Here is a 22,828-nt window from a genome sequence, read left to right as displayed (position 1 = left end):
TCCCGTGGATATCATCGATCGTCTGGAAACCCTGGGTGTCGAGCTGACGCTGGACGGAGACGACCTGCGGGTCAGGGCGCCGCGTGGGGTGCTCTCGCCGGAGCTGAAGGAGGAGCTCAAGGCCGTCAAGTCGGCTGTCCGCGAGGTCCTCCTTCAACGTCGCGCGACCGGCAGCAGGCCGGCTCCGGACACCCCCATCGTCCCGTCGCCGCGCGACGGGGAGATCCCTCTGTCGTTCGCGCAGCAGCGGCTGTGGATCCTCGACCAGGTAGATCCCGGCAAGCCCATCTACAATGTCCCTTCCGCCACTCGCCTCTGCGGGCCGCTCAGCGTCTCGGCGCTGCAGCGGAGCCTGCGCGAGATCGTGCGACGTCACGAAGCGCTGCGGACGACGTTCCCCTCGGTGGACGGGCAGCCGCGTCAGCTGATCGCTGGCGAGGTCTGCTTCGAGCTGCCGGTGGTCGACCTCGGCGCGCTCTCGGCGTCTGCCCAGCACGCCGAGGTGCACAGGCGAGCGGACGCCGACGCGCACCGGCCGTTCTCCTTGGCCGAAGGGCCGCTGTATCGAGCGACGCTGCTGCGGCTGTCCGACACGGCGCACGTCCTGCTCTGGACGATGCATCACATCATCTCCGACGGCTGGTCGGTGAGCGTCCTGCTCCGCGAGCTGTCGGCGCTCTATGAAGCCTTCTCGGCGGGGCGGCCTTCGCCGCTCCCCGAGCTGCCCATCCAGGTCGCCGATCACGCCCTTTGGCAGCGGCAGCGGCTCTCTGGCGAGCAGCTCGACGCCCAGCTCGCGTACTGGAAGCGCCAGCTCGACGGCGCGCCGCACGCCCAGGAGCTGCCCACCGACCGCCCGCGCCCAGCCGTCCAGACCTACCGGGGAGCCACCCAGCCGCTGGAGCTGTCCGGCCAGCTCTGCGCCGCCCTGCGCGCCTTGAGCCGGCGCTGCGGGGTCACGCTGTTCATGACCCTGCTCTCGGCCTTCAAGGTGCTCCTGGCCCGCTCTACCGGCCAAGACGACATCGTCGTCGGCACGCCCGTCGCCGGGCGGACCCACGTCGAGACCGAGGGGCTCATCGGCTTCTTCGTCAACACCCTGGTGCTGCGCACCGATCTGTCGGGAAACCCCACCTTCGTCGAGCTGCTCGCGCGGGTGCGGGAGGTGGCGCTCGGCGCCTATGCCCATCAGGACGTGCCCTTCGACAAGCTCGTCGAGGAGCTGGCGCCGGCGCGCGACATGAGCCGGTCTCCGCTCTTCCAGGTGATGCTCGTGCTGCAGAGCACTCCCTTTGCGGCGCTGTCGCTGGGCGACGTGACGCTCTCCCCGCTGCTCGTGCACAGCGCGACGGCGAAGCGCGACCTCACCCTCTCCCTCGACGAGGTCGACGACCGCATCGAGGGCGTTTTCGAGTACGCCACCGACCTGTTCGACGGCGAGACGATAGCGCGCATGGTCGCCCGCCTGCGCACCCTGCTCGAAGGCGTCGTGCAGGCGCCCGAGCGGCGCATACAGCAGCTGCCGCTGCTCAGCGCCGAGGAGCGCAGCACCCTGCTGCACACGTGGAACCAGACCCGGACCAGCTACCCCGAGCACGCATGCCTGCACCAGCTGTTCGAGGCGCAGGTGGACCGAACGCCGGAGGCGGCGGCGGTGGTGCTCGATGGCGAGCATCTGTCCTATCGAGCGCTGAACCACAGCGCCAATCAGCTCGCGCACCGACTGCAAGCGCTGGGGGTGGGGCCAGGAGCCCGCGTCGGCCTCCTTGTCGACCGGTCGCTGTCCATGATGGCGGGGCTCTGGGCCATCCTCAAGGCCGGAGCGGCGTATGTGCCGCTCGACCCCTCGTATCCAGCCGAGCGGCTGGCACTGCTGCTCGAGGATGCCGGCGTCGAGCTGGTGCTCACCCAGCAGCGACTGGCGGCCCGGCTGCCGGCACCGGCGCCGAAGCTGCTCTGGCTCGACGCGCCAGAGCAGGCGCTGCCCCGCGAGAACGCCGACAACACGGTGAGCGGGGCCGGGCCGGACAGCCTTGCTTACGTGATGTACACCTCGGGCTCCACCGGCAAACCCAAAGGCGTGATGATCCCCCACCGCGGCCTCGTCAACTACCTTTGCTGGGCCATCGACGCATACCGCGTGAGCGAGGGCACCGGCGCACTCGTCCACTCCTCGCTCGCGTTCGACCTGACGATCACAGGGCTGCTGGCGCCGCTGCTGGTGGGCGGGCGCGTGGTGCTCGTCGCCGAGACTCACCCGCAGGCGCTCGCCGACGCGCTCAGGCGCGAGCGCGACCTGACCCTGGTCAAGCTCACGCCGGCGCACCTGACCGTGCTCGGCCAGCTGCTGCCAGTCGAGCTGGCGGCGGGGCGGGCTCGCGCCCTGGTCATCGGCGGCGAAGCGCTGACGTACGAGCAGCTCGCCTTCTTCCAGCGGCACGCGCCCCAAACTCGCCTCTTCAACGAGTACGGGCCCACCGAGACGGTCGTCGGCTGCTGCGCCTACGAGGCGCCCCAGCCAGCACCGCAGACGGGAGCGGTCCCGATCGGTCGCCCTATCGCCAACACCCGGGCCTATGTGCTCGACGCTGACCTCTCTCCGGTGCCCATCGGCGTCGTCGGCGAGCTCTATATCGGAGGTGACGGCGTCGCCCACGGCTACCTCAACCGCCCCGAGCTGACGGCCGAGAGGTTCATCCCGGACCCCTTCCAGCTCCGCGCTGGCGCTCGGATGTACAGGACCGGCGACCTGTGCCGCTGGCGCTCCGACGGCCTCCTGGAATACGTGGGCCGGCGCGATCACCAGGTCAAAATCCGCGGCTACCGCATCGAGCTCGGCGAGATCGAGGCCGTGCTCCGGCAGCACCCCGCCGTGCGAGATGCCGCTGTCGTCCCGCGCGAGGACACCCCCGGCGACAGGCGGTTGGTCGCGTACCTAGCGCTACGCGACGGCGCGGCACCGGCGTCGACCGAGCTTCGCGAGCACCTGGGCAAGTCGCTCCCGGAGCCCATGATCCCTGTGTTGTTCGTCCCGCTGCCGACCCTACCGCTGACCACCAACGGCAAGGTCGACCGACGCGCGCTGCCCGCTCCCGACGGGCGGAGCCAGGCGCCGGAGCGCTCCTTCGTCGCGCCGCGCACGCGCGTCGAAGAGGTGCTGTCCGGCGTCTGGGCCGGCGTGCTGCGCCTCGATCGCGTCGGTGTCCACGACAGCTTCTTCACGCTGGGGGGCGACTCCATCCTTGCCATTCAGGTCGTCAGTAAGGCCCGGCAGGCGGGCGTCGTCCTGTCGGTCAGACAGGTGTTCGAGCACCAGACCATCGCCGCCCTCGCGGCGGTCGCCACCCCCGCGGAGAGCACCCGGGCCGAGCAGGGACCGAGCGCCGGCGCCGTGGTGCTGACCCCTATTCAACGATGGTTCTTCGCGCAGGAGAGACCCGAGCCCAACCATTTCAACCAGGCCGTCCTGCTGAAGACCCGAGAGCCACTGGACACGCGCGTCCTCGAGCAGGCCGTCGACCTGCTGGTGCGCCACCACGACGCGCTGCGCCTGCGCTTCGTGCGCGACGGCGCGAGCGTTCGTCAATTCCATGCAGACGCCCCGGGGCCGGCGCACGTGGCTGTCGTCGATCTCTCGTCTACTCCGCCCGGACAGCTCGCGCACGCCGTCGAGGCGGTGGCCACGGAGACCCAGGCGAGCCTGCACCTCGAGGGAGGTCCGCTCCTGCGTGTCGTGCGGATCGATCTCGGGCCAGCGCGATCAGGCCGGCTCCTGATCGTCATCCATCACCTCGCGGTCGACGGCGTGTCCTGGCGGATCCTGCTCGACGATCTCGGGACCGCCATCGCCGCGCTCCGGCGCGGCCAGGCGCCGATGCTGCCGTTGAAGACAACGTCGTTCCAGCGGTGGGCCGAGCGGCTCTCGGACCATGCGCAATCCGAGGCCGTGCGCGAGGAGCTGCCCTTCTGGCTGAACATGCCTGGGCCGCGCCCTCTTCCCCTGGACATCATGGGGGGAGACAACACGGTGGCTTCTGCCAGGTCGGTGGAGGTGGCGCTCGACGCCGAGGAGACCCGCGCCCTGCTCCAGGACGTGCCCGACGTCTACCGGACCCAGATCAACGACGTGCTGCTGACAGCCGTGGCGCAGGCGCTCGCGCCGTGCATCGGGGCGCCCACGCTGCGGCTCGACCTCGAAGGGCACGGGCGCGAGGAGATTTTTCCGGGGCTCGACGTCTCGCGCACCGTGGGCTGGTTTACGGCGTTGTTCCCCGTTGCGATCGAGGTTTCGTCCTCGTCGCCGGGACGAGCCCTGATGGCGGTCAAGGAGCAGCTCCGTCGCGTTCCGCAGCATGGCCTCGGGTATGGTCTGCTCCGTTACCTGCATCCGGCCGCCAGCGCGGCGCTCGCATCCGCGCCACGCTCGGAGGTGAGCTTCAACTACCTCGGTCAGCTCGACAGCAGCATGTCGGGCTCGTCCTGCTTCGAGTGGGCCGATGAGCCGACCGGTCCGGCGCACAGCCCGCGTGGCTTCCGCCCCTACCGGCTCGACATCCAGGCCTGGGTCGCCGGAGGGCTGCTCCGGATCCGATGGACGTACAGCGAGAACCTCCATCGCAGGGCGACGATCGAGCGTCTGGCGCAGCGGTTCATGGAGGCGTTGCGCGCGCTGCTCGCGCATTGCCTGTCGCCCGAGGCGGGGGGGCGCACGCCGTCAGACTACCCCCTCGCCCGGCTCCCGCAGCCGGCGGTGGATCGGCTTGTCGGCCGAGGGCGTGACGTGGAGGATGTGTATCCACTCTCCGGCTTGCAGCACGGGCTGCTCTATCACACGTTGCGCGACCCGGCGTCGGGCATGTACGTCGAGCAGCTGACGTTCCGGATCGACGCCGGGCTCGACGTGGAAGCGCTGCATGCGGCGTGGCAGCAGGTCGTGGATCGCCACCCGATCCTGCGCACGGGCTTCGTCTGGGAGGGATTGGACGAGCCCGTTCAGGTCGTTCGCACGGGCGTGGTCCTCCCCTGGTCGGAGCTCGACCTGCGCGGGCTCACGGCAGAGGAGCAGGAGGAGCGGCTCGATGCCTTGCTCGCCGAGGACCGGGCCCGCGGCTTCGAGCTCGCACGCGCGCCGCTGGCGCGGAGCGCGCTGCTGCGGCTCACCGAGGACGCGTACCAGCTCGTGTGGAGCTATCACCACCTGCTGCTGGACGGCTGGTCGACAGCGCTGCTCTTCAAGGAGCTGCTCGCCTGCTACGAGGCTGCTCGCCGGCGGGAGGCGGCCCGCCCGCCGCTGCCGCGCCCTTATCGCGCGTACATCGCGTGGCTGCGGCAGCAGGACGTCGAGCGCTCGGAGGCGTTCTGGCGCAAGACGCTCTCCGGCTTCAAGGCGCCCACGCCGCTGCTGCCTGCCGCCCACCCTGCGGGCTCAGCCGCAGCCTCGACGCCCGCGACCAAGGAGCGCCGGCTGTCGGCCGCCGCGACAGACGCCCTGGACCGCTTGGCACGCGCCGAGGGGCTGACGCTGAGCACCCTCCTGCAGGCGGCCTGGGCACTCCTGCTGAGCCGCTACAGCGGTGAAAGCGACGTGGTGTTCGGCGCCACGGTGTCGGGCCGCTCGGGCGGCGTCGACGGCGTGGAGGCGATGATGGGCCTGTTCATCAACACGCTTCCGGTGCGCGTCCAAGTGTCGCCGGACGTCCACCTCCTGCCCTGGCTGAGGCAGCTTCAGGCGCAGCAGGTCGAGCAGCTGGCCCATGCACACAGCCCGCTTTCTCAGGTGCAGGCGTGGAGCGACGTCCCGCGAGGACAGGCCCTGTTCGAGAGCCTCCTCGTCGTCGAGAACTACCCGGTCGACATGGTGCTGGAACAGCGGGAGAGTGGACTCGCCATCTCCGGGGTCCGCGCCCTGACACGGACGAACTACCCGCTCGTGGTGGTGGCGGTGCCGGGTCCGGAGCTCTCGATGCGGATCGGGTATGCGGCGGACCGGTTCGACGCCGCGACCATCGAGAGGACGCTGGGGCACCTGCAGATGCTGCTCGAGGGCATGGCGGCCGATCCCGCACAGCGCATCGCCGCGCTCCCGATGCTGACCAGCGCCGAGCGCCGGCAGCTGCTCTGGGACTGGAACGCCACGTCGGTGCGCTTTTCCGGGGAGGCGCGCCTTCACGAGCTGTTCGAGGCCCAGGCGGCGCGCACGCCGGATTCAGTCGCCCTGGTGTGCGGCGAGCGGCAGCTCACGTACCGGGAGCTGAATCTGCGCGCGAACCAGCTGGCACACCGCCTCGTGTCCCTGGGGGTGGAACCGGAGGTCCCGGTCGGCCTCTGCGCGGAGCGCTCGGTGGAGCTGGTCCTCGGGATGATGGCCGTCCTGAAGGCGGGAGGGGCGTATCTGCCGCTCGACCCGACCTGTCCGGAGGAGCGGCTGCGCTTCATGCTCGCGGAGGCAAGGGCGCCGGTGCTGCTCACCCAGGAGAAGCTCCTTCCGTCGCTCCCCGACACGGGGGCGACGGTCGTGGCCCTCGACGCCATCGACCTCGGCGCGGAGAGCGCATCGCAGCCCGCCTGCGCGGCCACGGAGGAGAGCCTGGCATACGTGATGTTCACCTCAGGATCCACCGGCCAGCCCAAGGGGGTGATGATCTCCCATCGCGCCATCGTCAACCACATGCGCTGGATGGCGGCGACGTGGCCGCTCGTCGCCTGCGACGCCGTGCTCCAGAAGACGCCTCTCGGCTTCGATGCCTCGATGTGGGAGATCCACGCGCCGCTGATGAGCGGCGCGCGCCTCGTCCTGGCCCGTCCTGACGCGCACGCCGACCCGTCCGGCTTGATCGATGCCGTGCTCGAGCACGGGGTTACGGTGCTCCAGGTCACCCCCTCGATGCTCGAGCGCTTGGTCGAGGTGCCCGCGCTCGAGCGATGCACCGGCCTCTCGCGCATCTACTCCGGCGGAGAGGCGCTGAGCCGCGCGCTCGCCGAGCGCCTTTTCCGCCGGCTCCCGTCTGCCACGCTGGTGAACCTCTACGGTCCGACCGAGGCGACCATCGACGCGACCTACTGGAGCTGCGAGCGCGGCGCTCCGGACGCCGCCTGGGAGCCGATCGGCCGCCCCATCGCGAACATGAGAGCCTACGTGCTCGATACGGCCATGCTGCCCGTGCCGATCGGCGTATCCGGCGAGCTCTATCTCGGGGGCGCGGGCCTCGCGCGCGGCTATCTGAACCGCCCCGAGCTGACGGCGGAGCGGTTTGTCGCCGATCCGTTCCATGAGCGCCCGGGGGCCTTGCTGTACAGGACAGGAGACCTGTGCCGGTGGCGCTGCGACGGGGTGATCGAGTTCCTGGGCCGGCGCGATCATCAGGTGAAGGTTCGGGGGCACCGCATCGAGCTCGGGGAGATCGAGGCGGTCCTATCGCAGCACCCGACGGTGCGGCAGGCGGCCGTCCTGGCGCGCAAGGACGCGCGCGGGGACACGCGTCTCGTCGCGTACGTGGTGGCGCGCGAGAGCGTCGCGCCGCAGGCAGCAGAGCTGCGCAGCCACCTGAGAAGGTCGCTCCCGGACGCCATGATCCCCGCAGCGTTCGTCGGGCTCGCGGCGATGCCGCTGACGCCGAACGGCAAGATCGATCGCGAAGCCCTGCCGGGGCCCTCCCTGGCGGCGCAAGCCGAGCGAGAGGTGGTGTTCGTCGCCCCGCGTACGCAGGTGGAAGAGCTGCTCTCGGGGCTGTTCGCCGAGGTGCTGGGGGTCGAGCAGGTGGGCGTGCACGACGACTTCTTCGCGCTCGGAGGGCACTCGCTGCTCGCGATGCAGCTGCTCTCGCGGCTCCGCGCCCGCTTCGCCGCGGATCTGCCGCTCCGCGCGCTGTTCGAGGCGCCGACGGTGGCTGGGCTGTCGGGGCGGGTCGAGGCGGCGCGGCGCAGCGGCGCGCCGCTGCCGCCGCCGCTCGTGCCCGCCGGGCGCGGAGGGCCTCTACCCCTGTCGTTCGCGCAGCAGCGGCTGTGGTTCCTCGAGCAGCTGGAGCCGCACAGCGCGCTGTACGTCATCGCCGCGGCGGCGAGGCTCGACGGCCCGCTCGACCCGGCCGCGCTCGAGCAGAGCATGGCGGAGATCGTGCGGCGGCATGAGGCCCTGCGGACGAGGTTCCCGGTGGTCGACGGCCAGGCGCATCAGACCATCGACAGCGAGCCCACGATGAAGCTCACGGTGGTCGACCTAGAAGCGCTGGCCGCCGACGCGCAGCAAGCGGAGGTGCGCAGGCGGGCAGAGGCCGAGGCGCGCACGCCGTTTTCGCTGGCCGAAGGGCCGCTGCTGCGGGCGACGCTCCTGCGGCTGTCGGAGCGACAGCACGCGCTGGTCGTGTGCATGCATCACATCGTGTCCGACGGTTGGTCGACGACCATCCTGGTGCGAGAGCTGTCGGCGTTGTACGAGGCGTACGCGGCGGGCCGTCCCTCGCCCCTGCCCGAGCTGCCGGTCCAGGTCGCGGATCACGCGGTCTGGCAGCGCAGCTGGCTCAGCGGCGAGGTGCTCGATGCACAGCTGTCCTACTGGAGGCGGCAGCTGGGCGGGGCGCCGCCTGTGCTGGAGCTGCCGGTGGACCGGTCGCGGAGGGCGGCGCCATCGTACCGGGGAGCGACGCAGCGGCTCGAGCTGTCCCCCGAGCTGGCGGCGGCGCTGCGGGCGCTGAGCCGACGGCACGGGGCGACGCTGTTCATGACGCTGCTGGCGGCCTTCGACGTGCTGCTGTTCCGCTACACGGCGCAGACCGACATCGTCGTCGGCACCCCGGTCGCCGGTCGCACGCCGGTCGAGGTCGAGGGGCTGATCGGCCTGTTCGTCAACACCCTCGCCCTGCGCGTGGACGTATCGCAAGATCCGGCGTTCGAGGAGCTGCTCGGGCGCGTGCGCGAGGTCACCCTGAGCGCTTACGACCACCAGGATATGCCCTTCGAGCAGCTCGTGGAGGAGCTCGCGCCGGCGCGCGACATGGGCCGGTCGCCCCTCTTCCAGGTCATGTTCGTGCTGCAGAACGCGCCGGCGGCGGAGCTGTCCCTGGGCCAGGCGCGGCTCTCGACGCTCCCCGTCGAGAGCGCGACGGCCAAGTTCGACCTCACCCTCTCGCTCCAGGAGACCGAGCACCGCATCGAGGGAGCGTTCGAGTACGCCACCGACCTGTTCGACGCCGCGACCGTCGCCCGCATGGCCGGCCACTTCCAGACCCTGCTCGAAGGCATCGTGAATGCGCCGCACCGGCGCATATCGGAGCTGCCGCTCCTCACCGAAGCGGAGCGGGAGCAGGTGCTCGTCGCCTGGAACGACACGAAGGCCGAGCTCCCCCGCGAGCGCAGCATCCACGACCTGTTCGAAGCGCAGGTGGAGAGGACGCCCGACGCCGTGGCGGTGGTGTTCGAAGGGCAACAGCTCTCGTACCGGGAGCTGAGCCAGAGGTCCTGCCAGCTCGCGCATCAGCTGACATCCATGGGGGTAGGTCCGGAGGTGCTGGTCGCGCTCTGCGTCGAGCGGTCGCTGGACATGGTGGTGGGGCTCCTCGGGATCCTCAAGGCGGGAGGCGCGTATGTGCCGCTCGACCCGACCTACCCCGAGGAGCGCCTCGCCTTCCAGCTGGAGGACGCGGGCGTCTCCGTGCTCCTCACAGAGGAGCGATATGCCGGCGAGCTGCCGCGGCGCCGGGCTCGGCTGCTCTGCATGGACGTAGACCGGGCGGCCATCGCCCGGCAAAGCGTGGAGGGCTGGCGAGGAGTGTCGGCGCCGGACAACCTCGCCTACGTGATTTACACTTCGGGATCGAGCGGAGTCCCCAAAGGGGTCTCGATCCCGCACCGCGCCGTCGTCAACTTTCTCCATGACATGCGAGCGCGGCTGGGGCTCGAGGCGGCGGACCGGTTGCTCGCGGTGACGAGCCTGTCGTTCGACATCGCCGGACTGGAGCTCTTCCTGCCGCTGTGCTCGGGCGCGTGTGTCGAGGTGGTGAGCCGCGAGACGGCCTCGGATGGGGAGGCGCTCCGCGCTCGGCTCGCTCGGTCCCGGTGCACCGCGATCCAGGCCACCCCTGCGACCTACAAGCTCCTCCTGGAAGCGGGGTGGGAGGGAGATCGGAACCTCAAGATCTTGGTCGGCGGTGAGGCGGTGCCCCGCGCGCTCGCGGACGCCCTCCTCGATCGTGCAGCCTCGGTGTGGAACATGTACGGTCCTACCGAGACGACGATCTGGTCGTGCGTGCACCCGATCGACAGGCGCGGCGGCCCCGTGCCGATCGGGCGTCCGATCGCGAATACCTCGGTTTATCTCCTCGATGACGGGCTCTGCCCTGTCCCGGTCGGCGTGCCCGGCGAGCTCTACATCGGCGGCGCGGGCCTCGCGCGCGGGTATCATCGCCGCCCGGCGCTGACCGCCGAAAGGTTCGTCGTGGATCCGTTCTCCTCCGAGCCGGGAGCCCGGATGTACAGGACCGGTGACCTGTGCCGCTGGTCGGTCGACGGAACGCTGGAGTACCTGGGCCGGCTGGATCATCAGGTGAAGGTCCGCGGCTTCCGTCTCGAGCTCGGGGAGATCGAGGCGGTCCTATCGCAGCACCCGACCGTGCGGGAGGCGGTGGTCGTCGCGCGCGACGGTGCGCCGGGGGACACGCGGCTCCTCGCGTATTTCGTGGCCCGCGAGGGCGCGACCCCCGGGTCAGCCGAGCTGCGTCGTTATCTGCAAGCCAGGCTCCCGGAATACATGATTCCGCACGCGTTCGTGGAGCTCGAGGCGCTTCCGCTGACGCCGAACGGCAAGATCGATCGCAAGGTCCTCATGGCGCGTCCTCCGGCTCCACCGGCGCACGAGGACGGCCGGGTCGCCCCGCGTACGCAGGTGGAAGAGCTGCTCTCGGGGCTGTTCGCCGAGGTGCTGGGGGTCGAGCAGGTGGGCGTGCTCGACGATTTCTTCGCGCTCGGAGGGCACTCGCTGCTCGCGATGCAGCTGCTCTCGCGGCTCCGCGCCCGCTTCGCCGCGGATCTGCCGCTCCGCGCGCTGTTCGAGGCGCCGACGGTGGCTGGGCTGTCGGGGCGGGTCGAGGCGGCGCGGCGCAGCGGCGCGCCGCTGCCGCCGCCGCTCGTGCCCGCCGGGCGCGGAGGGCCTCTACCCCTGTCGTTCGCGCAGCAGCGGCTGTGGTTCCTCGAGCAGCTGGAGCCGCACAGCGCGCTGTACGTCATCGCCGCGGCGGCGAGGCTCGACGGCCCGCTCGACCCGGCCGCGCTCGAGCAGAGCATGGCGGAGATCGTGCGGCGGCATGAAGCCCTGCGGACGAGGTTCCCGGTGGTCGACGGCCAGGCGCATCAGACCATCGACAGCGAGCCCACGATGAAGCTCACGGTGGTCGACCTAGAAGCGCTGGCCGCCGACGCGCAGCAAGCGGAGGTGCGCAGGCGGGCAGAGGCCGAGGCGCGCACGCCGTTTTCGCTGGCCGAAGGGCCGCTGCTGCGGGCGACGCTCCTGCGGCTGTCGGAGCGACAGCACGCGCTGGTCGTGTGCATGCATCACATCGTGTCCGACGGTTGGTCGACGACCATCCTGGTGCGAGAGCTGTCGGCGTTGTACGAGGCGTACGCGGCGGGCCGTCCCTCGCCCCTGCCCGAGCTGCCGGTCCAGGTCGCGGATCACGCGGTCTGGCAGCGCAGCTGGCTCAGCGGCGAGGTGCTCGATGCACAGCTGTCCTACTGGAGGCGGCAGCTGGGCGGGGCGCCGCCTGTGCTGGAGCTGCCGGTGGACCGGTCGCGGAGGGCAGCGCCATCGTACCGGGGAGCGACGCAGCGGCTCGAGCTGTCGCCCGAGCTGTCGGCGGCGCTGCGGGCGCTGAGCCGACGGCACGGGGCGACGCTGTTCATGACGCTGCTGGCGGCCTTCGACGTGCTGCTGTTCCGCTACACGGCGCAGACCGACATCGTCGTCGGCACCCCGGTCGCCGGTCGCACGCCGGTCGAGGTCGAGGGGCTGATCGGCCTGTTCGTCAACACCCTCGCCCTGCGCGTGGACGTATCGCAAGATCCGGCGTTCGAGGAGCTGCTCGGGCGCGTGCGCGAGGTCACCCTGAGCGCTTACGACCACCAGGATATGCCCTTCGAGCAGCTCGTGGAGGAGCTCGCGCCGGCGCGCGACATGGGCCGGTCGCCCCTCTTCCAGGTCATGTTCGTGCTGCAGAACGCGCCGGCGGCGGAGCTGTCCCTGGGCCAGGCGCGGCTCTCGACGCTCCCCGTCGAGAGCGCGACGGCCAAGTTCGACCTCACCCTGTCGCTCCAGGAGACCGAGCACCGCATCGAGGGAGCGTTCGAGTACGCCACCGACCTGTTCGACGCCGCGACCGTCGCCCGCATGGCCGGCCACTTCCTGACGCTGCTGGAAGGCATCGTGAATGCGCCGCACCGGCGCATATCGGAGCTGCCGCTCCTCACCGAAGCGGAGCAACATTGGCTGGTCCGGGAGTGTAACGACACGCGGATGTGGATCCCCGAGGAAGCGACTCTCCACGCGCTCCTTGAGGCGCAAGTGGAGAGGACGCCCGACGCCGTGGCGGTGGTGTTCGAAGGGCAGCAGCTCTCGTACCGGGAGCTGAACCGTCGCGCCAATCGTCTCGCCCATCGTCTCGCCTCGCTCGGGGTGGGCCCCGAGACGATGGTCGGCCTCCATGTGGAGCGGTCGCTGGACATGGTGGTGGGGCTCCTCGGGATCCTCAAGGCCGGCGGCGCCTGCGTCCCGATCGACCCGAGCTACCCCCAGGAGCGCCTCCACGCCATGCTCCAGGACAGCGCCCCTCCTGTCGTGGTCACCCAGGCGAAGCTCGCAGGCGCGCTCCCTCCCAGCCCTGCCGCAGTCATCTGCTTCGATCCGAGCGGAGAGAGCGCCATCGAGGAGAAATGCCAGGAAAACCCCACAAGCGGAGTCAGGCCCGATGATCTCGCTTATGTGCTCTTCACCTCCGGCTCAGAGGGCAGACCCAAAGGGGTGCAGCTCCACCACCGGGGCCTCGTCAACTTCGCCATCGCGGCCGCTGCGCGATTCGGCTTCACGGCAGCGGACCGGGTGCTCCAGTTCTCCTCGATGAGCTTTGACGCTCACATCGAGGAAGTCTTCCCCGCGTTTCTGGTGGGCGCCGCCGTGCTGCTCCGGGGCGACGAGTTGAGCGCCTCGACCGCTTCTTTCTCGAGGTGGCTCGCGGAGCGGGCGGTCACGGTCGTGAATCTGCCGACCGCCTACTGGCACGAGTGGGTGCGCGACCTCGCGGCCTCGGGCCAGGCGTTGCCCGAGACGCTCCGCGCCGTGATCGTCGGCGGCGAGCAACTCCAGGCGAGCGCCTACGCGCGCTGGGTCAAGGTGCCGGGGGCCAGGCGGGTGCGCTGGTTCAACGCCGCCGCGCCCACCGAGTGCTCGGTGGACGCCTTCGTCCACGAGGGCGATCCGTCGGCGGAGGAGCTCCCGGACGAGGTCCCGATCGGGCGACCGCTCGGCAACGTCAGCGGGCACGTCCTCGACCAAGCCCTGAATCCGGTCCCGATCGGCGTCGCGGGGGAGTGGGTGATCGGCGGCCTCGGCGTCGCCCGGGGCTACCTGAACCGGCCCGAGCAGACGGCGGCGGCGTTTGTACCCGACCGGTTCAGCGACACGCCCGGCGCGCGTCTCTACCGCACCGGCGATCGCGCCCGGCGCACGGCCAGCGGCGACATCGTGCTCTTGGGGCGGCGCGATCAGCAGGTGAAGGTGCGCGGGTATCGCGTCGAGCTCGGCGAGGTCGAGGCCGTGCTCGCGCAGCACCCGGCGGTAGCGCAGGCTGCCGTCGTCGCCCGCGAGGACGAGCCCGGGCAGAAGCGGCTCGTCGCCTACGTGGTGCTCGCCGAAGGCGCGCGCTGCGGGCCTGACGAGCTCAAGGCGTTCGCCAAGCTCAAGGTTCCCGACTTCATGATCCCTTCGGCGTTCGTGGTGCTCGCGGCGATGCCGCTCTCCCCGAACGGCAAGGTCGACCGGCTGGCACTTCCACACCCCTCGGCGGCGCGACCCGAGCAAGAGGAGGCGTTCGTCGCACCGCGCACGCCGATAGAAGAGCTCCTGGCAGGTCTTTTTGCCGAGGTGCTCGGGCTCGATAGGGTGGGCATCTTCGACGGCTTCTTCGCGCTCGGGGGTCACTCGCTCCTGGCGACACGGCTGCTCTCGCGTATCCGGTCGACGTTTTCGGTCGAGGTGCCGCTGCGCGCCCTGTTCGAGGCGCCGACGGTCGCGGGGCTCCTCGCGCCGATCGAGGCGGCGCGGCGCGGGGGAGCGGCGGTGTGCCCGTCCATCGAGCCTGTCGCGCGCGAGGGAGAGATCCCTCTGTCGTTCGCGCAGCAGCGGCTGTGGTTCCTCGATCAGCTGGTCCCGAACCATCCATTCTACAACGTGCCGGAGGCGCTGCGGATGGACGGGCCGCTCAGCGTCTCGGCGCTGGAGCGGAGCCTGCGCGAGATCGTGCGACGTCACGAAGCGCTGCGGACGACGTTCCCCGCGGTGGACGGGCAGCCGCGTCAGGTGATCGCTGGCGAGGTCTGCTTTGAGCTGCCGGTGGTCGACCTCGGGGCGCTCTCGGCGTCTGCCCAGCACGCCGAGGTGCACAGGCGAGCGGAAGCCGATGCGCACCGGCCGTTCTCCTTGGCCGAAGGGCCGCTGTATCGAGCGACGCTGCTGCGGCTGTCGGACACGGCGCACGCCCTGCTCTGGACGATGCATCACATCATCTCCGATGGCTGGTCGGTGAGCGTCCTGCTCCGCGAGCTGTCGGCGCTCTATGAAGCCTTCTCGGCGGGGCGGCCTTCGCCGCTCCCCGAGCTGCCCATCCAGGTCGCCGATCACGCCCTCTGGCAGCGGCAGCGGCTCTCTGGCGAGCAGCTCGACGCCCAGCTCGCGTACTGGAAGCGCCAGCTCGACGGCGCGCCGCACGCCCAGGAGCTGCCCACCGACCGCCCGCGCCCAGCCGTCCAGACCTACCGGGGAGCCACCCAGCCGCTGGAGCTGTCCGGCCAGCTCTGCGCCGCCCTGCGCGCCTTGAGCCGGCGCTGCGGGGTCACGCTGTTCATGACCCTGCTCTCGGCCTTCAAGGTGCTCCTGGCCCGCTGTACCGGCCAAGACGACATCGTCGTCGGCACGCCCGTCGCCGGGCGGACGCACGTCGAGACCGAGGGGCTCATCGGCTTCTTCGTCAACACCCTGGTGCTGCGCACCGATCTGTCGGGAAACCCCACCTTCGTCGAGCTGCTCGCGCGGGTGCGGGAGGTGGCGCTCGGCGCCTATGCCCATCAGGACGTGCCCTTCGACAAGCTCGTCGAGGAGCTGGCGCCGGCGCGCGACATGAGCCGGTCTCCGCTCTTCCAGGTGATGCTCGTGCTGCAGAACACTCCCTTTGCGGCGCTGTCGCTGGGCGACGTGACGCTCTCCCCGCTGCTCGTGCGCAGCGCGACGGCGAAGCGCGACCTCACCCTCTCCCTCGAGGAGGTCGACGACCGCATCGAGGGCGTTCTTGAGTACGCCACCGACCTGTTCGACGGCGAGGCGATGGCGCGCATGGTCGCCCGCCTGCGCACCTTGCTCGAAGGCGTCGTGCAGGCGCCCGAGCGGCGCATACAGCAGCTGCCGCTGCTCAGCGCCGAGGAGCGCAGCACCCTGCTGCACACGTGGAACCAGACCCGGACCAGCTACCCCGAGCACGCATGCCTGCACCAGCTGTTCGAGGCGCAGGTGGACCGAACGCCGGAGGCGGCGGCGGTGGTGCTCGATGGCGAGCACCTGTCCTATCGAGCGCTGAACCACAGCGCCAATCTGCTCGCGCACCGACTGCGAGCGCTGGGGGTGGGGCCAGGAGCCCGCGTCGGCCTCCTCGTCGACCGGTCGCTGTCCATGATGGCGGGGCTCTGGGCCATCCTCAAGGCCGGAGCGGCGTATGTGCCGCTCGACCCCTCGTATCCAGCCGAGCGGCTGGCGCTGCTGCTCGAGGATGCCGGCGTCGAGCTGGTGCTCACCCAGCAGCGGCTGGCGACCCGGCTGCCGGCGCCGGCGCCGAGGCTGCTCTGGCTCGACGCGCCAGAGCTGGCGCTGCCCCGCGAGAACGCCGACAACACGGTGAGCGGGGCCGGGCCGGACAGCCTTGCTTACGTGATGTACACCTCGGGCTCCACCGGCAAACCCAAAGGGGTGATGATCCCCCACCGCGGCCTCGTCAACTACCTTTGCTGGGCCATCGACGCATACCGCGTGAGCGAGGGCACCGGCGCACTCGTCCACTCCTCGCTCGCGTTCGACCTGACGATCACAGGGCTGCTGGCGCCGCTGCTGGTGGGCGGGCGCGTGGTGCTCGTCGCCGAGACTCACCCGCAGGCGCTCGCCGACGCGCTCAGGCGCGAGCGCGACCTGACCCTGGTCAAGCTCACGCCGGCGCACCTGACCGTGCTCGGCCAGCTGCTGCCAGCCGAGCTGGCGGCGGGGCGGGCTCGCGCCCTGGTCATCGGCGGCGAAGCGCTGACGTACGAGCAGCTCGCCTTCTTCCAGCGGCACGCGCCCCAAACTCGCCTCTTCAACGAGTACGGGCCCACCGAGACGGTCGTCGGCTGCTGCGCCTACGAGGCGCCCCAGCCAGCCCAGCGGACGGGAGCGGTCCCGATCGGTCGCCCTATCGCCAACACCCGGGCCTATGTGCTCGACGCTGACCTCTCTCCGGTGCCCATCGGCGTCGTCGGCGAGCTCTATATCGGAGGTGACGGCGTCGCCCACGGCTACCTCGACCGCCCCGAGCTGACGGCCGAGAGGTTCATCCCGGACCCCTTCCAGCTCCGCGCTGGCGCTCGGATGTACAGGACCGGCGACCTGTGCCGCTGGCGCTCCGACGGCCTCCTGGAATACGTGGGCCGGCGCGATCACCAGGTCAAAATCCGCGGCTACCGCGTCGAGCTCGGCGAGATCGAAGCGGTCCTCCGGCAGCACCCCGCCGTGCGAGAAGCCGCTGTCGTCCCGCGCGAGGACACCCCCGGCGACAGGCGGCTGGTCGCGTACGTCGCGGCCGTCGAGCCCGAGCAGCCACCCGCGGAGCCGGACTCCGTCACTCGTGCGACGCAGGTCTCGGAGTGGAACGCGGTGTTCGATGACAGCTACCGCCGGCCAGCGCCGGATCACGACCCGACCTTCAACACCCAGGGCTGGAACAGCAGCTATACTCAGGAGCCCATCCCTCAGGAGGTCATGCGCGCGTGGCGCGATCACACCGTCCAGCGCATCCTCACCTTCGCGCCCGCTCGGGTCTGGGAGATCGGCTGTGGTACGGGCCTCTTGCTCTTCGCGGTGGCGCCGCGATGCTCCGTCTACCTGGGCACGGATTTCTCCCGGGCTGCCCTCGACCTGCTCCGGCCCACCGTCGAGCGGCTCGGCCTCGACCACGTCGCCCTCGCGCGCCGCGAGGCGAGCGATTTCAACGGCATGGAGGCCCGGCAGTTCGACGCCGTGATCCTCAACTCGACGGTGCAGTACTTCCCTGACCAGGCTTATCTCCGGGCCGTGCTGGAAGGCGCGGTGCGCGCCGTCGTGCCCGGAGGTTTCGTGTTCATCGGCGACGTGCGGAGCCTCCCGCTGCTCGATGCGTTCCACGCCTCGGTGGAGCTTTGCCGAGCTCCGCCGGAGCTGCCGCTCGCGGCGCTGAGCGAGCGGGTCCGCCAGAGAATGCTGGCGGAATCGGAGCTGGTCCTCGACCCCGAGTACTTCCACGACATCTGCCGCGAGATCCCGGGTCTGTCCCACGCGGAGATCGCGCTCAAGCGCGGCCGCGGGGGCGATGAGATGCTCCGCTATCGCTACGATGTCGTCCTGCACGTCGGAGAGGCCCGCGCGCCGGTCTCGATCTCCGCCTCCCGGGCGTGGACCGAGCTCGAAGGCGGCCTCGCGGGGCTCGAGCGGTGGCTCGTCGAGCAGCGGGTCGAGAGCGCCGAGGTCCTCGCGATCCCGAACGCCCGCGTCCACGCCGACACGTGGGCCCTGGGCCGGCTCGACGCCGTCGATGGCGACGCGACCGCGGGCGCGCTCTCGCGCCGGGCCGCGCTCGCCGCGACGGCAGCCGTGGATCCGGAGTCGCTCTTCGCGCTCGGCGAGCGGCTGGGCTACGCGGTGCGCGCCACGTGGTCGCGCGCCAGGCCGCCGGACCACATCGACGTGCTCTTCGAGCCCGCCGGGCCAGCGGCGGGGCGCCGGCCCTGGACCTCGGGGCGACCGCCTCACGGCGCCCGATCCGGCCTCCCGCGCGCCAATCAACCGCTCCGCGCCCGGCAGGCGCAATCGCTCATCCCGTCGCTGCGGGCGCACGTGCAGGAGACGCTGCCGGCCTTCATGATGCCTGCTGCGTTCGTGGAGCTCGGCCGGCTGCCGCTCACGCCGAACGGCAAGGTCGACCGCAACGCGCTCCCAGCGCCCGAGCTGCTGCGACCGGAGCAGGAGGGCGGCCTCGTCGCGCCGCGCACACCGGTGGAAGAGCTGATAACCGGCCTCTTCGCCGAGGTGCTGCGCCGCGACCGGGTGAGCCTCTCCGACGACTTCTTCGCGCTTGGAGGGCACTCGCTCCTGGCCACGCAGCTCATTTCTCGTCTCCGCAGCAGCTTCGCGGTGGAGCTGCCCGTACGCGCGCTGTTCGAAGCGCCCACGGCCCTGGCCCTCGCCGAGCGGGTCGAGGCTGCCCGCCGCGGCGGCGCGCCGCTCCCCCCGCCGCTCAAGCCGGGGGAGCGCGGGAGTGAGCTGCCGCTGTCGTTCGCCCAGCAGCGCCTTTGGTTCCTCGAACAGATGCAGCCGGACAGCGCGCTCTACAACATCCCCTTCGCGGTGCGGCTGGAAGGCCCGCTCGACGTCGCGGCGCTGGAGCGAAGCTTCTTCGAAATCGTGCGGCGCCACGAGGCGCTCCGGACCACGTTCCCCTCCCGGCGCGGCCAGCCGCGCCAAGTGATCGCCGGCGAGCCCAGCTTCTCGCTGCCGATCTGCGACCTCGCGGCGCTCCCGGTCCCGGAGCAGGAGGCCGAGGTGCGGCGGCGCGCCGAGGAAGATGCCGACCGGCCGTTCTCTTTGGCCGAAGGGCCGCTCCTCCGGGCGGCGCTGCTGCGGCTCTCGGAGAGAGCGCACGTGCTGCTCGTGTCGCTGCACCACATCGTGTCCGACGGCTGGTCGATGGGCGTGCTCGTGCGGGAGCTGTGCTCGCTGTACGAGGCGTTCTCGGCGGGGCAGCCCGCTGCGCTGCCCGAGCTTCCCCTCCAGGTGGCGGATCACGCCCTCTGGCAGCGGCAGTGGCTCTCGGGCGACGTGCTCGAAGCGCAGCTCGCCTACTGGAAAAGGCAGCTCGGCGGTGCGCCGCCCCTGCTGGCCCTGCCGACGGATCGGCCGCGGCCGCCCTTGAAGAGCTACCGCGGGGCGGCGCGTCCGGTGGCGCTGCGCCCGGAGCTCTGCGCGGCCCTCCGGGCGCTCGGCCGGCGGCACAACGTGACGCTCTTCATGACCCTGCTCGCGGCGCTCAAGGTGCTCCTTTCACGCTACGCAGGGCAGGAGGACATCGTGGTGGGCACGCCGATCGCGGGCCGGAACCAGGTGGAGATCGAGGGGCTGATCGGGTTCTTCGTCAACACGCTGGCGCTGCGCACCGACCTGTCGGGCGAGCCGACCTTCTTGGAGCTCCTGGCGCGGGTGCGAGAGGTCACGCTGGAGGCGTACGCGCACCAGGAGCTGCCGTTCGAGAAGCTCGTCGAGGAGCTCGCGCCGGCGCGGGATCTCGGCCGCTCGCCGCTGTTCCAGGTGATGTTCGTGCTGCAGAACGCGCCGTCGCCCGAGCTCAGGCTGGGCGAGGCGAGGCTCTCTCCGCTGCCGCTCGCGACCACGACGGCGAAGTTCGATCTGCTGCTGTCGCTCGAGGAGGGAGACCAGGGCCTGGTGGGCAGCGTGGAGTACGCCACGGATCTCTTCGAGGACGCGACCATCGCGCGTATGATGTCCGACCTTCAAACGCTGCTGGAAGGGATCGTGAAGGAGCCCAATCGCAGCATCGGAGAGCTCTCGCTCTTCACGCCGGAGGAGCGACGACGGCTGCTCTGGGCATGGAACGACACGAAGATCGAGCGTCCGCAGGACCCTTGTGTCCACGAGCTGCTCGAGGCGCAGGTCGAGAGGACACCCGACGCCCTCGCGGTGCAGCTCGGAGGAGAGCAGCTCTCGTATCGGGAGCTGAACCGGCGCGCCAATCGGCTCGCACACCATCTCCGGTCGCTCGGGGTGGGCCCGGGCGTGCTCGTCGGGCTCTGCGCCGAGCGATCGCCCGGGGCGATGGTGGCGCTCCTCGGCATCCTCAAGGCGGGCGGGGCCTACGTGCCCATCGATCCGTCCTACCCTGGAGCGCGCATCGCGGCGATGCTCGAGGACGCAGCGACGCCCGTGGTCCTGACCCAGGCGAGCCTCGCCCCGCGCCTGCCGCCGAGCGGCGCCAGCATCGTCTGTCTCGATACCGACGGAGAGAGCTGGTCGCGGGCACCGGAGGACAATCCCGCTCCGATCACGACGCCGGACGAGCTCGCCTACGTGCTCTACACGTCGGGGTCGACCGGCGAGCCCAAGGGGGTCGCGATGCCGCACCGCCCGCTCGCGAACCTGCTCTTCTGGCAGCTCCGCAGCTTCGGGCACCCCGACGCGGCGAGGACGCTGCAGTTTGCCTCGATGAGCTTCGACGTCTCGTTTCAGGAGATCTTCTCCACGTGGTGCTCGGGCGGCACGCTCGTCCTGCTGGGGGACGACGATCGCCGCGATCCGTCGCGCTTGCTGCACTGGCTCGACGAGCTCTCGGTGGAGAGGGCGTATCTGCCCCCGGTCATGCTGCAGCAGGTCGCTGAGGCAGCGGCGCGCGAGGGGCGCGCGCCCCGGGCGCTGCGCGAGATCACGACGGCAGGCGAGCAGCTCATCGTCACGCGCGCGATCGCCGATCTGCTGGCCGCCCTGCCGGGCTGCTCGCTTCAGAACCACTACGGCCCCACCGAGGCGCACGTGGTCACGGCCTTCACCCTGCCCGAGCGCCCGGAGCTCGGCCCGGCGCCCATCGGGCGGCCGATCGACAACGTGCGGATTCACCTCCTGGACAGGCATCTCGAGCCGGTGCCGATCGGCGTCGCCGGGGAGCTCTACATTGGCGGCGGCTGCCTGGCCCGGGGGTACTGGAGGCGCCCCGAGCTCACGAGGCAGCGGTTCCTCCCCGACCCTCACGGGGGCGAGCCGGGGGCGCGCCTCTACAGGACCGGCGACCTGGCGCGGTACCGGCCCGACGGCAGCATCGAGTTCCTCGGCCGCGTTGATCGTCAAGTGAAGCTCCGAGGCTTCCGGATCGAGCTCGGCGAGATCGAGGCGGCGCTGACCCGGCACCCCGACGTGCACGAGGCCGCCGTCGTCCTGCGCGAGGACGCGCCTGGCGACAGGCGCCTGGTCGCGTACATGGTGCCGCGCGGCGCGGCGACGGCGACCGCCGAGGTGCGCAGCCACCTGCAAGGCGAGCTCCCGGCATACATGATCCCAGCGGCGTTCGTGTGGCTCGAGGCGATGCCGCTCACCTCGAACGGCAAGCTCGACCACGGGGCCCTCCCGGCACCCGGAGCGGCGCAGATCGAGCGCGACGCCCTCCTCGCTCCACGCGATACGCTGGAGCTGGAGCTCGTCAGGATCTGGGAGGAGCTCCTCACCGTGCGGCCCGTGGGCATTCGCGACGACTTCTTCGCGCTCGGGGGGCATTCCCTCCTGGCAGCGCAGCTGATGGCGCGCATTCACGAGCGGTTCGGACAGGCGTTCCCCCTCTCCACGCTGTTCCAGGGGTCGACCGTGGAAGCGCTGGCACGACCGCTGCGTGAGCGGGCGCGCCCGCGCCCCTGGGCACCGCTGGTCACGATCCAGCCGGCTGGGGCGGGGCGTCCGTTCTTCTGCGTCCACCCGGGAGGTGGCAATGTCCTTTGCTACGCCGACCTCGCCCGCCACCTGGGGCAGGACCGCCCGTTCTACGGCTTTCAGGCCAGGGGTATCGAGGACGACCAGCAACCCCACCACCGGATCGAGGACATGGCTGCGCAGTACGTCGAGGCGCTGCGCGCCGTGCAGCCCGAAGGCCCCTACCTGCTGGGAGGCTGGTCGCTGGGAGGGCACGTGGCCTTCGAGATGGCCCATCAACTCCTGCAGGACGGGCAGCGGGTCGATTTCCTGGCCATCTTCGACTCGTCAGCGTCGGCACCTGCGGCGTCCCCTCCGGAGCCGGCAGAGGACGACGTGCGCATTCTCGTCGAGCTCGCCCGCGGCTTCGAGGTGTCGATCTCTGACGACGACCTCCGCGGGCTCGGGCCGGACGACCAGGTCGGCTATCTCGTGGACTGCATCGTCCGGCAGAACCTCTTGCCTCCGGGGTTCAGCGTCCTCCAGGCGAGACGCATCGCCAGGCTCGTCAGGGCCGGCGTTCAGGCGCTGGAGCGTTACGCGCCGCGCTTCTACCCCGAGCGAATCACGCTGTTCCGGGCCAGCGAACAGCCGGCGCCGCCCGCGCTCGAAGGTGCTCAGCCGGCGCTCCTGGATCCGACCGCGGGTTGGAGGGAGCTCTCGCCGCACCCGGTCGAGGTCCACGAGGTGCCCGGCACCCACCACACCATGGTCAGGGAGCCTCATGTCCGGATCCTCGCGTCGCGGCTCAGGCGATGCCTCCTCGCGGTTGACCCGCTGCCCTCCGGCGTGACTCAGGCAGCCGCCTGATCCGGCCGCACACGCCGGGATGATGGC

General features: G+C 71.0%; 1 protein-coding gene. It reads left to right on the top strand.

The window, feature by feature from the left end; genetic code table 11:
• The first annotated feature begins 4 nt into the window (after positions 1-4).
• On the top strand, positions 5-22,801 hold the full coding sequence (locus tag NQZ70_RS07445) for a non-ribosomal peptide synthase/polyketide synthase (RefSeq protein WP_129573598.1): 22,797 nt from the start codon (positions 5-7) through the stop codon (positions 22,799-22,801).
• The last annotated feature ends 27 nt before the right edge of the window (positions 22,802-22,828 follow it).

Source organism: Sorangium sp. So ce836 (assembly GCF_028553905.1).
Classification (GTDB): Bacteria; Myxococcota_A; Polyangia; order Polyangiales; family Polyangiaceae; genus Sorangium; species Sorangium cellulosum_D.
This window is presented reverse-complemented; position numbering and strand designations above follow the sequence as displayed.